Origin of the sequence: Thalassovita gelatinovora (assembly GCF_001458355.1) — a bacterium.
Taxonomy (GTDB): domain Bacteria; phylum Pseudomonadota; class Alphaproteobacteria; order Rhodobacterales; family Rhodobacteraceae; genus Thalassobius; species Thalassobius gelatinovorus.
Genome location: NZ_CYSA01000026.1, coordinates 69,872 through 83,873 on the forward strand (window position 1 = coordinate 69,872; position 14,002 = coordinate 83,873).

Consider the following 14,002-nt stretch of genomic DNA (forward strand, 5'->3'; position numbering starts at 1 on the left):
CGGTGGCGCGCGCAATCCCGCAGGCGGCGGGCGGCATCCTGTCTTATTTCACCCGTCACCGTACCGCGGCCAACCTGTTGCTGGTGGTCTTGTTGGTTTTGGGCATGGCGGCGGTGCCCCGGATGCGGGCGCAGTTCTTTCCTGATGTGGTGGTCGACAATGTCTCGATTTCGGTGGTATGGGACGGCGCCGGGGCGGAAGATGTCGATACCGCCATCGTGCAATTGCTGGAACCGGCGCTGCTGACCATCGAAGGGATCGAAAGCAGCGAAAGTTCCAGCCGCGAAGGCCGCGCCAACATATCGTTGAGTTTCGAACCGGGCTGGGACATGGGCCGGGCAGCCGATGATGTACAAGCGGCGGTGGACGCGATCACCACGCTGCCCGAAGACGCAGAGGACCCCAAGGTTACCCGCGGTGTCTGGCGCGACCGGGTCACAGATGTGGTGATCACCGGCCCGGTGGAGCCGCGCCAATTGGGGCTTTTTGCCGATGAATTCGTTGCCCGGCTGTTCAGCGTCGGGGTGACACGAACCACAGTTCGCGGCGTTGCTGCCTCTGAAACATTGGTGGAAATCCCGTCGGTCAACCTGATCGCACATGACATCACCATTCAACAAATTGCCGCGGCCATCGCCGAAGAAGTGGCTGCCGATCCGGCGGGCGACGTGACCGGGGCCAATGCCCGCGTCCGCACCGGCGTCGAAAAACGCAGCCCGGCTCAGATCGCGGCGATCGTGCTGCGTTCGAACGTAGACGGGTCGACATTGACCGTAGGCGATGTCGCACGGGTCGAAATACTGGGCTCGGATCGCAGTCGCAGCTATTTTGTCGGCGAAAATCCCGGCGTTTCGGTGCGGGTTGACCGCTCCGCCGTTGGCGACGCGATCAAGATCCAGCATCAGGTGGAAAACATCGCCGAAGAAATGCAGGCGACCCTGCCCGAAGGCGTCAGCATCGACCTGATCCGCACCCGCGCCGAAGCGATCAGTGGACGGCTGAATATCCTGCTCGAAAACGGGTTGATGGGGCTCGGTCTGGTGGTGGCGCTGCTGTTCTTGTTCCTCAATGCCAGAACCGCCTTCTGGGTCGCGGCGGGGATTCCGGTGTCGATGCTGACGGCGATTTCGTTGATGTATATGTTCGGCCTGACCTTGAACATGATCAGCCTGTTTGCCCTGATCATCACGCTGGGCATCGTGGTGGATGATGCCATCGTGGTGGGGGAACATGCCGATGCGCGGCTGCGCAAATATGGCGAAGGCCCGTTGGGGGCCGCTGAAAACGCTGCCCGTAAAATGGCGATGCCGGTGTTTTCTGCCACTTTGACCACGATCATCGCGTTTTTCGGGCTGGTTGCGATTGGCGGCCGGTTCGGTGATCTGATCGGGGATATCCCGTTTACCGTGATCGCGGTGCTGCTGGCGTCACTGGTCGAATGTTTCCTGATCCTGCCGAACCACATGTCCCATGCCTTGGCACATCAACACAAGGACCACTGGTATGATTGGCCGTCGCGGATGGTCAATCGTGGGTTTCGCTGGCTGCGCGATCACCTGTTCCGGCGTCTGACCGCGCTGATCGTTCGGGCCCGGTACCCGGTTCTGGCCGGGACATTTTTGATCCTGTCCAGTCAGATTGCGCTGTTTGTCAGCGGCGATGTCACGTGGCGGTTTTTCAACGCTCCTGAACGAAGTTCGGTCACGGGAAATTTTGCCATGTTGCCGGGTGCGTCCCGCGACGACACGCTGGTGATGATGCGAGAAATGCAGCGCGCAGTGAGCGATGTTGGCGCCCAATACGAAGAAAAATACGGCCGCAACCCGGTCGATTATGTCGTCGCCGAAGTCGGCGGTAATTCCGGCCGGCCGCTGCCGGGGGCGGATACCAAGGATGCCGATCTGCTGGGCGGGATCGCGATCGAACTGATCGACGCGGATTTGCGCCCCGAATATTCCAGCTTTGCCTTCGTGGCCGATTTGCAAGACGCGGTGCGCCAGCATCCGCTGGCCGAAGTTGTCAGCTTCCGCGGCTGGCGTTCGGGCCCCGGCGGCGATGCATTGGATGTGCAATTCTACGGGGCCGATGCGGCGGTGCTCAAGCGCGCCAGCGAAGCCTTGCAAACTGCGCTGGTGCGCTACCCGGAAGTGTCGGCGGTCGAAGACAACCTGTCCTACGACAAGGAAGAACTGATCCTCGACTTGACCCCGCAAGGTCAGGCGCTGGGCTTTACCATCGACGCGTTGGGTCGGGTGTTGCGCCACCGTTTGAACGGGCTGGAGGCCGCGACCTATCCCGATGGGCCGCGCAGTGCCACCATTCAGGTCGAATTGCCCGCTGATGAATTGACCGCAGATTTCCTTGACCGGATGCAATTGCGCAGCAGCAGCGGCGTTTATGTGCCATTGTCCGACATCGTGACGGTGGTTTCGCGCAGTGGCTTTTCCACAGTGCGGCGGGAAAACGGTATCCGGTTGATTTCCGTCACAGGTGACATTTCCGAAGACGATCCGGTCCGCGCGGCCGAAATCACAACGTCTCTGGAAAATGATATCCTGCCAGAGATCGCCAGCAACTTGCAGGTGGAATGGCGGCTGTCGGGCCTGTCTGAACAAGAAGACACGTTTTTGCAAGAGGCACAGTCCGGTCTGGTCCTGTGCCTGACCGGAATCTATCTGGTGCTGGCTTGGGTGTTTGCCAGCTGGACCCGGCCCTTGGTGGTGATGGCGATCATCCCCTTCGGGTTGGTCGGGGCGATTTGGGGCCATTACATTTGGGATGTACCGCTGTCGATGTTCTCTGTCGTCGGGCTGTTGGGGATGATCGGCATCATCATCAACGATTCCATCGTTCTGGTCACGACGATCGACGAATACGCCGAAGATCGCGGCCTGATCCCGTCGATCATAGACGGCACTGCAGATCGTCTGCGCCCGGTGATCCTAACCACTATGACAACGGTTTTGGGGCTGGCTCCGCTGCTCTACGAAACGTCGCAGCAGGCACAGTTCCTGCGTCCGACTGTGATCACGCTGGTCTATGGTCTGGGCTTTGGCATGGTGCTGGTGCTGTTGGTGGTACCGGCATTGATGGCGGCGCAAAGCGATGTGCGCCGACAAGTCACCGCGCTGCGTCATGCGGTGCGGGTTGCCGGGCTGCGGCTGCCGGTCATCGCGGCGGCGGCGGGGGTGCTGGCTTGGCTCGGGCTGAGCCTGGCCTGGCCGATCTGGCAGGGCGCTCTGCATCCGGTTCTGATGCGGATAGTTCCGGCGCTAGAAGGCGTGTCCCCGGTCACGGCCGGTCTGGGGCTGTTCCTGGCTGGTGCGGTGCTGCTGGTGCTGATGGTCTACACGGTTTCCGCCTTGGTGCTGGCCCTGCGGCTGCGCCGCGCCCGAAGCTGATCAAGGCGATGGGATCAGGGTGCCGGGCAGCCCTGAATGTCCACCGCTTTATCGCTGCCCAGCACGGTGATGCGAATCCCCGACCGGTCCAGCGCAAAGCCACCGCCTTCGACATGCATCATTTCGGTCTGAACATGCAGCGTATCGCCTCGGCGTTCGGTTTCGGCCTCGGCCACCCAGACTTCGGGATTGGCGGTTTCCACCACTGCATATTCTGTACTACCGGTTGAGGGCAGCACGAAATCGGCGCTCAGCGACAGCCCATCAGGGGTCACCGAGACTGAGCAGGTGATCCGCCCTAGCCCGGCGTCGTGACCGGCAATCGGGCGATCGGCCAGCGCGGCGCTGATCTGCGGATCGCGCTGGCCCGATCCGGGGGGTAGGGCGGCATCAAAGGCCAATTCGGCCGGCACACAGATATCCTTGCAGATTCCGATCTGAATCCGCCCGTGCAGATCGATCGGTGCACCCGGGCTTTCGGGGGTCAGGATCACCGGCAGAATGACACCATCGTGATAGCCAACCGACCGCATTCCATCTTGCGAAAATACATCAGGCGTCGGCCATTGCGGTGCCATCGCTGTCAAATTGCGCGATCCGTCCAGTGCGATCAGGGGTGGGATGCCGGTATCGCCTGGTGCCCGCCAATAGGTTTTCCAGCCCGGCGGCAGCGTGATATGCAACCCGACAACCCGGGTGCCGTCGGCACGGTCCCATCCGGGCAATACCTCCAGCTGCGCCATCGTGGTCAATGAGTCCTCGGCAAGCGCCGGCCGGGCAACCGGCAGGGACAACGCCGCCAGCGCGGCAAGACTGTGTAGAAAATGTCTGATCATTCTTCACACATGGGTCAAAATGCCGGTTTTGCCAACTCACTTTCCGGCGAGTATGGGGTGATCCGTTCTAAGATGCGTTTTTTATCAACGAACTGCTGGACCGCGCCCTGGGCAGTACCTATCTTTAGAGAATAAGCATTCCGGAACATGACATGGATTTGACGGGACAATTATTGATCGCAATGCCCGGCATGGGCGATCCGCGCTTCGACCGTGCCGTGGTCTTGATCTGCGCCTATTCCGAAGAAGGGGCGATGGGGTTGATCGTCAACAAGCCGACCGAGGAAGTCGCATTGAAGGACATGCTGGAGCAGTTGTCGATCGACAGCGGCAGCAGCACCCCGGACATCGGTGTCCATTTCGGCGGGCCGGTCGAAACCGGCCGTGGCTTCGTGCTGCACAGTCTCGACTATGTTTCTTCGCTCAACACACTGCGGGTGGATAACACCTATGGACTGACCGCGACGCTGGATGTGCTGGAGGAACTGGCACAGGGGCGCGGACCGGAAAACGTTCTGCTGGCTCTGGGCTATGCGGGTTGGGGGCCGGGGCAGCTGGAAAGCGAAATCGCGCAGAATGGCTGGCTCACTTGCGCGGCCACCAGCGACTTGATCTTTGGCACTGCGGATCAGGCGAAATGGGACGCGGCCTTGCACAGTCTTGGCGTCGACGCGCTATTGCTTTCGGCCGACGCAGGCCGGGCCTGATTTGATTGCGTGCAAAGGGGCAGGCACAGGTTTGTCCCGTCTTTGACCTCCGTCTCGGATTGCCTGTGACGGGCGTATAGTTTATTGAAGTAATTGTTATATTTCAGCCTGTTACTCGTGTATATCTAGAGTAATCATCCTGATTTTGGTGCATTCTCCATTTCGAGATCTGCGAAGTTTTCATGGTCCATTGGAACGCGCGACCGCGCGGCAAGCGCAGCGCAACGGCTACCCGCCTACGCTAAGCGAAGTGTCCTTTGCCAGTTGCAGGGCTTCAAGCCTATCCAACTCGCTCAGGGCGCTTGAGGGCTCACCGGTGAGGGCCAAGGCACGGTCGTATGCGCGGCGGACAGATCGTGGCCTCCAAGGCAAGGCTGCATGGGCCAGCCAAGCGCGTAGAACGGGCGGCAACTGGTCAAACTCGTGCATGGGATTTTCCTGCCGTCGCCGTTTTGAGAGCCTTGTCCTGCCAAGATTTCTTCCGGTCACGCGGTATCCTCCGCGTCAAAAACCGGGTCGAGAACCAAGACCAAGCGGGTTTCTCCCGTGCCGGCAATAGGCGGTGAACGGTGCAGAAGTCCTGCGGCGGGGGCCTCTGGCCAGAGTGTTCCACGCAGGATCATGGGCGCGCCCGTGGCAACGCGGAACACCCGTTTCGGAGGCGCCCCATCAATCGAGGTGCCATATTGCGTTCCGGCACCGCGGTAGGTGCAGATCAACCGCGCCATTACGGCGTCGATATGGAACTTCGAGCAGGCATTCGTGCTCACCCGGTCCAGGCGCAGGCGCAAATAGGGCGCATGCATCAGGGTTGCAAATCGCGTAGCAAGCCCGGCGATATCGGCCTCAAGCCAAAGGCGTTCTTCGCCCTCCGCCATTCCAGCGATATCACACAGGTGGCGAACGGCCTCTGGAACCGCGTCCGGGCGCAGGACCACGCGCGCGGAGGGCAGATGCGCCGGGTCGAGCGCATCGATCCAAGCCTGAAAGCCGGGCATCGGCTGGCGGTGCCAGATGGCCGCAGCACAAGCCGGTTTGCGGATGATAGTAAAACCGTCGGAGGTGTCCACGATGTCAACGCCGACAGCTGCATTTTTGATCTCGGTTTGCAGTGCGCTCATGCCGCATCCTCTGCGCGTCGCCAGCCCGGGAACGGGTCAGGAAGATCTACCGGCAGTGCGTTCGGACCATCGCCGGCGGCCTCGGGCAGCAAACAAGCATCCAGCCGCGCCTTTAGCTCGGGCCAATCTATGCCTGACCCGATAAACACGATTTCTTGTCGGCGATCCCCCCAAGGTTCCATCCAATGTTGCGAGAGATAGGTGCGAACGCCGTCATGGTCCGGCCAGCGTTCTTCCGGAACCGAGGCCCACCACGTGCCCATCGGTGCCACCGACGACAACGCGCCCGCCAAGGAATACTCCGCAACCCAACTGGGTCGCGTGGCGATCCAGAAATGCCCTTTTGCGCGGATCACACCCGGAAGGTCACCGTTCAAGAGAGTGTGGATGCGTTCTGGCACAAAGGGCCGCCGGGCACGGTAGACATAGCTTGTGACTCCATATTCCTCGGTCTCTGGCACATGGTCTGCGAAGCCATAGAGTTCCTTGGCCCACATTGGATGTTCATGCGCCTTGTCGAAATCGAACATCCCGGTATTCAGGATCGCTTCGGCGGGAACATCGGAGTGATTTGTTTCTATGATCTTGGCATCGGCATTCAGGCTCCGGATGATCTTGCGGGCGGCATCGGTGCGCTCGGGCCCCGCATCTGCGACCTTGTTCAGGATCACCACATCGGCGAACTCGATCTGATCGGTCAGAAGATGCACCAGCGTGCGTTCATCTTCCTCGCCCATGGTTTCGCCGCGGTCGTGCAGGAAGTCATGGCTGGCATAGTCGTGCAGAAGGTTTACCGCATCGACGACTGTCACCATCGTATCGATCCGCGCGACGTCAGACAGGCTTTCGCCAGATTCGTCACGGAAATCGAATGTGGCGGCGACCGGAAGCGGCTCGGAGATGCCCGTGGACTCGATCAGTAGATAATCGAAGCGGCCCTCTTTCGCGAGACGACGCACTTCGATCAAAAGATCGTCACGCAAGGTGCAGCAAATGCAGCCGTTCGACATCTCCACCAGCGTTTCATCGGTTCGGCTGAGCTCGGTTTCGGCGCGCACCAGATCCGCGTCGATATTCACCTCGGACATATCGTTGACGATGACGGCCACACGTCGCCCTTCACGGTTGTTGAGTACCCGGTTCAGAAGCGTCGTTTTGCCAGCGCCGAGAAAGCCTGACAGAACAGTGACGGGAAGTCGGATATCATTCATTATTTTGGTCCTCAAAGTCGTAGGTCTGGGGTGTGGGTTGCCCTGCGCGCAGCACGTCGAAACTGCGCTGTAGCTCGGGTCGGGTCAGATCGCGGCCGATCACCACGATGCGGGAACTGCGATCTTCGCTGCTCCAGGTTCTGATTGGCACGGGCGGGTCGAAAATGTGCTGGACGCCGTGGAACACGAAGGGCGTGTCAAACCCTTCAAGGAAAACGATGCCTTTGACACGTAGGATGTCCGGCCCTTTCAGCGCGATCAATGTATCGAGCCAGAGATCGAACGCGGCGTCCTGCAGTGGGTGATCAAGCACGATGGAAACCGACGAGATCCGCGAATCGTGTGACGTGAAGCCCGGTGTTTCCAAGGGCTTGGGAACGATGCCTGAAAGATTGGCGAATGGATCCGGCGTTGTCCATGCGATGACGTCCTGCGGTGTTGCAGACCTGCGGAGTCCACTCAAACCCCAAAGCCGATCTGCGGCGTCGTTTGCAACGCTCTGCCGAAGAATCGGGGCAGTTTGGTTCAAGCCGCGGAGACGATGGGTGAGGTCTTCGACTGCCGTGCCGTCCACCAGGTCGGTTTTGCTGAGCAGGATGAGATCAGCCATCGCCACTTGTGATACCGATTCGAACTGGGCATCCAGCGTCGTGGGGCCGTTGACGGCATCGACGACTGTCACCACGCCGTCCATCCGGGTGTTTCGGGCCAATAGGCGATCGACCAGGAGCGTTTGCAGGATCGGTCCGGGGTCAGCCATGCCGGTGGTTTCGATGACCACACGGTCGAAGTGCAGCGTTCCGGCTTGACGCTGTGCAAGCAGGTCGGCGAAGGTCTGCGACAAGTCCCCGCGGACCGAGCAGCACAGACAGCCTGACTGCATCAGTACAACCTCATCCTCCACCGTTTCGATCAGGTCATGATCAAGCCCGGCTTCGCCAAATTCGTTCACGATCACAGCGATCCGTCCCGCAGAAAAATCCGCGAGAATCCGGTTCAATAAAGTGGTCTTGCCAGCCCCTAGGAACCCGGTGAGCAGGGTCACAGGGGTGCGCGGGTCCGGGTCATGTGCTGTGGTGAAAGGCGTCGTGGGAACCATGAATAGTTATGTTTTGCAATGTGATATCATATTATATTGGGCAAATGATATGCCAAGCTGTCCAGATATGGCATAGCTCGGACAGAAGACGGCCAGCACACGCGACACAGGCGACGCATACTGACCGGTTCGGATCGGTCAGGCCGTCCCGTCGAGGTGATCGGCCAGCGCCCGGATCGCGTCGAGCAAACCCTTGTGGCGCTCTGATCCCGCTACATGCGCCTCTGCGAACCGGCCGGCACCGTCTTGGCGCCAGCCGGTTCATCGGGGTCGATTACAGGCAATCGGCCAGAGTTGCCGCGATATTGCGGATGAGTTGCGGATAGAGCGCCGATCCGGGTTCAAGATCGATCCCAAGCGGATCGATCACACCGGTTTTCGCCTCGGTACCGTCCAGCACCGTGGCCACCAAGTCAGGGTTGAACTGCGGCTCTGCCAGCACACAATCGATGCCTTCGTCGCGGACCCGCTTCTGGATCTCGGCGATCCGCGCCGGGCTTGGATCCTGCGCATCGCTGAGCGAGATGGCACCCGACGCCGGGAAATCGAAATCCGCCTCGAAATACTGGAAAGCATCATGGAAGACGATAAAGCTTCCACCTCGCACCGGATCCAAGGTCGCGTTCACTTCGGATTTCAGTCCTTTCAACTCTTCGCGCCCGGCTGCTGCGTTGGCGAAATAGGTGCCGGCATTGTCTGGATCGGCGGAGGACAGTTCCGCCGCGATCAGGTTGAGCCAAGTCGCCGCGTTTTCAGAAGATAGCCAAGCATGGGCGTCGTATTTTCCATTGGCGTGATCATGCTCGTCTTCGTGCGCATGTTCGCCCTCGGCATGATCTTCGTGGTCGTGTTCCTCCTCGCCGGGCTCTTCATCGTGCCCATGGGAGTGCTTTTCGAACAGAGCGTTCTGGCGGGAATCGAGCAGTTTGGTTTCGTCCGCCTCCAAAAGCGTGAGGACACCACTATCCTCGGCCAGCGTTTCCACGGCGCCTTCCATCCAAGGGGCGAGACGCGCCCCCGTCCAGACCACAACATCCGCGTCCTGCAACGCCCCTGCCTCGGATGGGCGCAAGCTGTATTCATGGGGGGACGCGCCGGGAGGCAGGATCAAATCAGGCGTGCCGACCCCCTCCATGACGCGGGCCACCAGGGAATGCACCGGCGCGATATCGGCGACCACATTCGGTACTTCGGCCATCGCCGTCCCCCCCATCAGCGCGGCGACGGCAGAGAGTGAAGCGAGTATTCTGGACATTGCACGTTCCTTGTGATTTTATTACATAATGAACCGTATATGGGATATGAAATAACATGCCAAGAGGGGTTATGAAATAACATGCCAAGAGAGTTGCAAGGCATGTCAGCCGGACATGCCCCCCTGATCGGATTCGAAAAGCACGACCATAAGGCCTGCGTCACTCAGGCTCTGGTTGCGGCGGAAGCTCGCTGTGCTGCCGAAGGGCTGCGCTTGACGCCTGTCCGACGAAAGGTCTTGGAACTGTTATTGCAAAAACACCGTGCGCTTGGTGCCTATGCCATTCTCGACCTGTTGCGGGACGCCGGCTTCGGCTCGCAACCGCCAGTTGCCTATCGCGCCCTCGATTTCCTCGCGGAACACCGATTCGTCCACAAGATCGAGCGTTTGAACGCCTTTGTTGCCTGTACCCACCCCGATGAAACCCATTCTCCTGCCTTCATGATTTGTCGCCTTTGCGATGCGGTGGCCGAAACAAAATCATCGCCTGCCAAAGGTGCGCTTGGGGCTGCGGCACGAGCCGCAGGATTTCAAATTGAAAAGACGGTCGTGGAAGCCGAAGGGATCTGTCCATCCTGTGCGGATAAGGCCAACACATGAATCTGATCACAGTCAAGAATTTGAGCATCGCTTATGGCGGTAACACCGTCCTGCGCGACGTGTCTCTGGCTTTGGAGCCAGGAGAGATCGTGACTATTGTCGGACCCAACGGGTCCGGCAAGTCGAGCCTTTTGCGGGCCATCATCGGCGCAATCAAACCTGTCAGCGGAGAGATTTTCCTCAAGCCCGGCCTGAAGATCGGGTATGTGCCGCAGCGGTTGCATGTTGACCCGACGCTTCCGATCACCGTGGAACGGTTCATGCGGTTGACGGATCGCGTCTCGCAGGCGGATTGCCAGTCGGCGCTGGAGGCGGCAGCTGTGCCAGACCTGCTGAAACGACAGATGTCGCAGCTTTCCGGAGGGCAGTTTCAGCGTGTCATGTTGGCCCGGGCCTTGATAAACCAACCCGATGTTCTGCTTCTGGATGAGGCGACACAAGGGCTCGATCAGCCTGGTTCGGCCTCGTTTTATCAGCAAATCGAAGCGGTGCGCCGCGACACCGGCTGTGCCGTCTTGATGATCAGCCACGAACTGCACGTCGTGATGAGCGCGTCCGACCGGGTGATTTGCCTGAATGGTCACGTCTGTTGCGAAGGGGTACCTGCCGTGGTCGCCTCTGCGCCGGAATACCGCGCACTTTTCGGGACGGGCACGGGGGGGGCCTTGGCGCTCTATCGCCATGACCATAATCACGATCACGATCTTGACCATTCGCAAAGCCACAAGGTGGAAGACTAATGCTTGACGATTTTATGACCCGGGCCACGCTTGCCGGGGTCGGTGTGGCCTTTGCTGCGGCCCCGCTAGGATGCTTCGTGGTTTGGCGGCGGATGGCTTTTTTCGGGGACGCCACGGCACATGCGGCCATTCTCGGCGTTGCTCTGTCTCTTGCGCTGAACATTTCGGTGTTTGCGGGTGCGATGGCCGTTGCGCTGATCATGGCGCTGGTGGTGACGTTTCTTGCCGGACGCGGATATGCGATGGATACGCTCTTGGGTGTACTTTCCCATTCCGCCCTTGCCTTCGGGCTGGTTGCGGTCTCGTTCCTATCGGGGATTCGGATCGATCTGATGGCGTATCTTTTCGGCGACATCCTTGCCGTTTCGCGGTCCGATCTGATCGTGATCTGGGGGGGCGCGGCTCTGGTGGTGGCGCTGGTCGTCTGGCGGTGGGCGGCGCTCTTGACCTCGACGTTGAGCGAGGAACTGGCTTATGCGAGCGGCCTTGATCCGAAGCGTGAACAACTGATCCTGACGGTGTCATTGGCCATCACGGTCGCTGTCGCGATCAAGGTGGTTGGCGTGCTTTTGATCGCGGCCATGTTGATCATACCCGCTGCCGCCGCGCGCGGTTTTGCTCGTACACCAGAGGCGATGGCGGTCATCGCTACGGCAATCGGAACCATCTCTGCTGTTGCCGGGTTGCAAGGGGCCTATCTGCTTGACACCCCGGCGGGGCCTTCGATCGTTTGTGTCGCGGCAATACTCTTTGCCGGTCTGAATCTTATCGGCTGGCGGAACCGGAAAGGCACCTAAATTCGCGACGAAGGGATGCCGCTTCAAGCGCTTGGCGGATGTCAGCGGGAACCTGTGGAACATCCGCCTTGTTCGCGCATTAATCCCTCAGTCCCCTTGCGCTGCAACAGGGTGCCGAGCTTTCTGAAAAGTTCTGCGCGGGCGGAACCTGGACGCCAGGCAAGAACCACGCGACGGGGACAGGCGTCTGGCAACGGGGTCAGTTGCACCTGCGCGGTTCCCACCACGCCCGCCGCCACCGCAAGGTTCGGCAACAGGGTGATCCCCAGCCCTTCGGACACCATGGCGATCAAGGTGGTCAGGCTGGTCGCAGCAAAGCTGTCTTCGGCGGTAAAGATGCGTCCCGGATAGGCGTTCAGCGCGTGGCGTTGGAGGCAATGCCCCTTCTCAAGCAGCATGAGCTGCCCGCTTTGCGTCAGAGATTCTGCCCCATGCGGGGTGGGCCAGTCAGAAGGAGAGGCCAGTTGGTAGCCGTCTTCGAACAGCGGCAGGATCTCCAACGGGCCGGTCTCAAATGGCAGTGCGATCAGGATAAGATCAAGACGACCTGCCGTGAGTCCCTCGATCAGGCTCTCGGTCATCTCTTCGCGCAAGTAGACGCGCAACTCTGGAAAGGCGTTTCTGATCGCGGGCAGGGCAGGGGGTAGCAGATAAGGTCCGATCGTCGGGATCGAGCCAAGTTTCAGATCGCCTTCGGCCGGGTTTCGGTGCGCCTGTGCAAGAGTTTCGATCTCGCCCGCGTCCAGCAACAGACGCCGGGCGCGGGTGGTGATCTCTTCGCCCAAGGGGGTCAGCAGGACGCTGCGCCGGGTCCGCTCGATCAACTGGACGCCCAAACGGTCCTCCAGTTCCTTGATCCCGGCGCTGAGCGTTGGTTGCGTGACAAAGCAGGTTTCCGCCGCGCGCGAGAAGTTTAGCGTCTCGGCGACGGCGGTCAGGAAGCGCAATTGGCGAAGGGTTATCATTGATAGATTTTCTCTATAATTTTGAAAGTTATATTCAATTTCACCTATAACTGTCCAGCCGCTATCTCTGTGTCATCGAAACGCTGACAAGAAGGACAGCACACCATGACCGACCAAGTACAAACCCCCGGCGCCCGCTTGAACGAGCCCGCTCCTGCCTTTGATGCCCCCACCACTCACGGCCGCAAAACGCTGGAAGACTACCGCGGCAAGTGGTTGGTCCTGTTCTCGCACCCGGCGGATTTCACCCCGGTTTGCACCACGGAATTCATCGCCTTCGCCAAGAAACAGGATGACTTTGCCGCCCGCAACACCGCGCTGTTGGGCCTGTCCATCGACAGCCATTACAGTCACATCGCGTGGATGCTGAACATCAAGGAAAAGTTCGGCGTTGAGATCGGTTTTCCAATCATCGCGGATCTGAACATGGCGGTGGCCCAGGCCTATGGCATGATCCAGCCGGGCGCCTCGGACACGGCGGCGGTGCGCGCCACCTTCCTCATCGACCCCGAGGGTGTGCTGCGGGCGATGGTCTATTACCCGATGAATGCGGGCCGGTCCGTCGATGAGATATACCGCTTGGTGGTCGCGCTGCAGACCGCTGACGAGAACCAATGTGCGATGCCCGAGAACTGGACCCCCGGCGATCCCGTCATCGTGCCGACACCGGCAACACCCGAAGCCGCGATGGCGCGGGCCGGCGAAGGATACGACACCGTCGATTGGTATTTCTCGACGCGGATGCTGTGACGCTGTTTGGCGGGCCCTGCGCGGCCCGCCGTCTTTCCCATTTATTTCAGGAGATAGATCAATGAAATCCACCCCCCAAGCCAACATCGACGCCCTCAATACTGTGTTGAGCCAGACCTTTCGCCTCTATGTGCAAACCCACGGCTATCACTGGAATGTTGAAGGCCATAATTTCCGCCAACTGCACGAAGTGTTCGAGGCGCAGTACCAGAACCTCTGGGGTGCATTGGACGAGATCGCCGAGCGTCTCCGCATTCAGGGTACTTATGCTCCGGGCACGGTGGCCGACTTGATGAGCAAGGCAGGCCCCGAAGATGCGCCTGCGCAATCCGCCGAAGAGATGGTCGCGAAACTCATCGCCGGGCACGACGCGCTCGCCGATACCTTGCGCGGTGCCATCACAACTGCCGGTGAAGCAGGTGACGAAGTGTCTGTCGGCCTTTTGACCGATCGGCTGGAATGGCACGAAAAGGAACTGTGGATGATGAAGGCTGGCACCCGCTGAGCCATCTTGGCCAAG

14 protein-coding genes are annotated in these 14,002 nt (G+C 60.0%); 7 read left to right on the forward strand and 7 right to left on the reverse strand.

Going from position 1 to position 14,002, the window contains the following annotated elements:
- The first annotated feature begins 2 nt into the window (after positions 1-2).
- On the forward strand, positions 3-3,401 hold the full coding sequence (locus tag TG4357_RS14255) for an efflux RND transporter permease subunit (protein ID WP_058263577.1): 3,399 nt from the start codon (positions 3-5) through the stop codon (positions 3,399-3,401).
- 14 nt (positions 3,402-3,415) lie between these two features.
- On the opposite strand, the gene TG4357_RS14260 is transcribed toward TG4357_RS14255, so the two are convergent.
- A complete protein-coding gene (locus tag TG4357_RS14260) occupies positions 3,416-4,237 on the reverse strand; it encodes a protein-disulfide reductase DsbD domain-containing protein (RefSeq protein ID WP_058263578.1) in 822 nt (273 codons plus the stop codon).
- A 152-nt stretch (positions 4,238-4,389) separates the two neighbouring features.
- On the opposite strand from TG4357_RS14260, the gene TG4357_RS14265 reads away from it, so the two are divergent.
- The gene (locus TG4357_RS14265) at positions 4,390-4,944 is read left to right on the forward strand and encodes a YqgE/AlgH family protein (protein WP_058263579.1); all 555 of its coding nucleotides are present in this window, start codon (positions 4,390-4,392) and stop codon (positions 4,942-4,944) included.
- 228 nt (positions 4,945-5,172) lie between these two features.
- On the opposite strand, the gene TG4357_RS19820 is transcribed toward TG4357_RS14265, so the two are convergent.
- The 5 genes from TG4357_RS19820 to TG4357_RS14290 all read right to left on the reverse strand — a co-directional run bounded on the left by TG4357_RS19820 (position 5,173) and on the right by TG4357_RS14290 (position 9,630).
- A complete protein-coding gene (locus TG4357_RS19820) occupies positions 5,173-5,433 on the reverse strand; it encodes a DUF6525 family protein (protein WP_058263580.1) in 261 nt (86 codons plus the stop codon).
- The gene (locus TG4357_RS14275) at positions 5,430-6,065 is read right to left on the reverse strand and encodes a DUF1826 domain-containing protein (protein WP_058263581.1); all 636 of its coding nucleotides are present in this window, start codon (positions 6,063-6,065) and stop codon (positions 5,430-5,432) included. Before TG4357_RS14275 ends, TG4357_RS19820 begins: the two co-directional genes overlap by 4 nt.
- On the reverse strand, positions 6,062-7,276 hold the full coding sequence (locus TG4357_RS14280) for a GTP-binding protein (RefSeq protein WP_058263582.1): 1,215 nt from the start codon (positions 7,274-7,276) through the stop codon (positions 6,062-6,064). Before TG4357_RS14280 ends, TG4357_RS14275 begins: the two co-directional genes overlap by 4 nt.
- On the reverse strand, positions 7,269-8,321 hold the full coding sequence (locus TG4357_RS14285) for a CobW family GTP-binding protein (RefSeq protein ID WP_233487510.1): 1,053 nt from the start codon (positions 8,319-8,321) through the stop codon (positions 7,269-7,271). Before TG4357_RS14285 ends, TG4357_RS14280 begins: the two co-directional genes overlap by 8 nt.
- Before the next feature lie 328 nt (positions 8,322-8,649).
- Positions 8,650-9,630 (reverse strand): zinc ABC transporter substrate-binding protein, encoded by a 981-nt coding sequence (locus TG4357_RS14290; protein ID WP_058263584.1) that lies wholly within the window; start codon positions 9,628-9,630, stop codon positions 8,650-8,652.
- A 102-nt stretch (positions 9,631-9,732) separates the two neighbouring features.
- On the opposite strand from TG4357_RS14290, the gene TG4357_RS14295 reads away from it, so the two are divergent.
- The 3 genes from TG4357_RS14295 to TG4357_RS14305 are packed head-to-tail and all read left to right on the forward strand — an operon-like array spanning position 9,733 to position 11,767.
- Positions 9,733-10,230 (forward strand): transcriptional repressor, encoded by a 498-nt coding sequence (locus TG4357_RS14295; RefSeq protein ID WP_058263585.1) that lies wholly within the window; start codon positions 9,733-9,735, stop codon positions 10,228-10,230.
- On the forward strand, positions 10,227-10,970 hold the full coding sequence (locus TG4357_RS14300) for an ATP-binding cassette domain-containing protein (RefSeq protein WP_058263586.1): 744 nt from the start codon (positions 10,227-10,229) through the stop codon (positions 10,968-10,970). The genes TG4357_RS14295 and TG4357_RS14300 overlap by 4 nt, the downstream gene beginning before the upstream one ends.
- Positions 10,970-11,767 carry a metal ABC transporter permease gene (locus tag TG4357_RS14305; protein WP_058263587.1) on the forward strand — a complete coding sequence of 266 codons (798 nt, stop codon included), beginning with the start codon at positions 10,970-10,972 and terminating at the stop codon, positions 11,765-11,767. The genes TG4357_RS14300 and TG4357_RS14305 overlap by 1 nt, the downstream gene beginning before the upstream one ends.
- 41 nt (positions 11,768-11,808) lie before the next feature.
- Here TG4357_RS14305 and TG4357_RS14310 read toward each other — a convergent pair whose 3' ends face one another.
- Positions 11,809-12,732, reverse strand: coding sequence for a LysR substrate-binding domain-containing protein (locus tag TG4357_RS14310; RefSeq protein ID WP_058263588.1), 924 nt, complete (start codon positions 12,730-12,732; stop codon positions 11,809-11,811).
- Positions 12,733-12,837: 105 nt separating this feature from the next.
- Here TG4357_RS14310 and TG4357_RS14315 point away from each other — a divergent pair, with 105 nt between their 5' ends.
- Positions 12,838-13,482 carry a peroxiredoxin gene (locus TG4357_RS14315; RefSeq protein WP_058263589.1) on the forward strand — a complete coding sequence of 215 codons (645 nt, stop codon included), beginning with the start codon at positions 12,838-12,840 and terminating at the stop codon, positions 13,480-13,482.
- Positions 13,483-13,543: 61 nt separating this feature from the next.
- Positions 13,544-13,987: a Dps family protein gene (locus TG4357_RS14320; protein WP_058263590.1), complete on the forward strand. Its 444-nt coding sequence runs from the start codon at positions 13,544-13,546 to the stop codon at positions 13,985-13,987.
- The last annotated feature ends 15 nt before the right edge of the window (positions 13,988-14,002 follow it).

Bases quoted from the DNA above. Each gene is read 5' to 3' on its own strand.
- TG4357_RS14275 (WP_058263581.1), bottom strand. From the start codon at position 6,065: ATGAGCGCACTGCAAACCGAGATCAAAAATGCAGCTGTCGGCGTTGAC.
- TG4357_RS14315 (WP_058263589.1), top strand. From the start codon at position 12,838: ATGACCGACCAAGTACAAACCCCCGGCGCCCGCTTGAACGAGCCCGCT.
- TG4357_RS14320 (WP_058263590.1), top strand. From the start codon at position 13,544: ATGAAATCCACCCCCCAAGCCAACATCGACGCCCTCAATACTGTGTTG.
- TG4357_RS14300 (WP_058263586.1), top strand. From the start codon at position 10,227: ATGAATCTGATCACAGTCAAGAATTTGAGCATCGCTTATGGCGGTAAC.
- TG4357_RS14310 (WP_058263588.1), bottom strand. From the start codon at position 12,732: ATGATAACCCTTCGCCAATTGCGCTTCCTGACCGCCGTCGCCGAGACG.
- TG4357_RS14260 (WP_058263578.1), bottom strand. From the start codon at position 4,237: ATGATCAGACATTTTCTACACAGTCTTGCCGCGCTGGCGGCGTTGTCC.
- TG4357_RS14265 (WP_058263579.1), top strand. From the start codon at position 4,390: ATGGATTTGACGGGACAATTATTGATCGCAATGCCCGGCATGGGCGAT.
- TG4357_RS14280 (WP_058263582.1), bottom strand. From the start codon at position 7,276: ATGAATGATATCCGACTTCCCGTCACTGTTCTGTCAGGCTTTCTCGGC.
- TG4357_RS14305 (WP_058263587.1), top strand. From the start codon at position 10,970: ATGCTTGACGATTTTATGACCCGGGCCACGCTTGCCGGGGTCGGTGTG.
- TG4357_RS14290 (WP_058263584.1), bottom strand. From the start codon at position 9,630: ATGTCCAGAATACTCGCTTCACTCTCTGCCGTCGCCGCGCTGATGGGG.
- TG4357_RS14295 (WP_058263585.1), top strand. From the start codon at position 9,733: ATGTCAGCCGGACATGCCCCCCTGATCGGATTCGAAAAGCACGACCAT.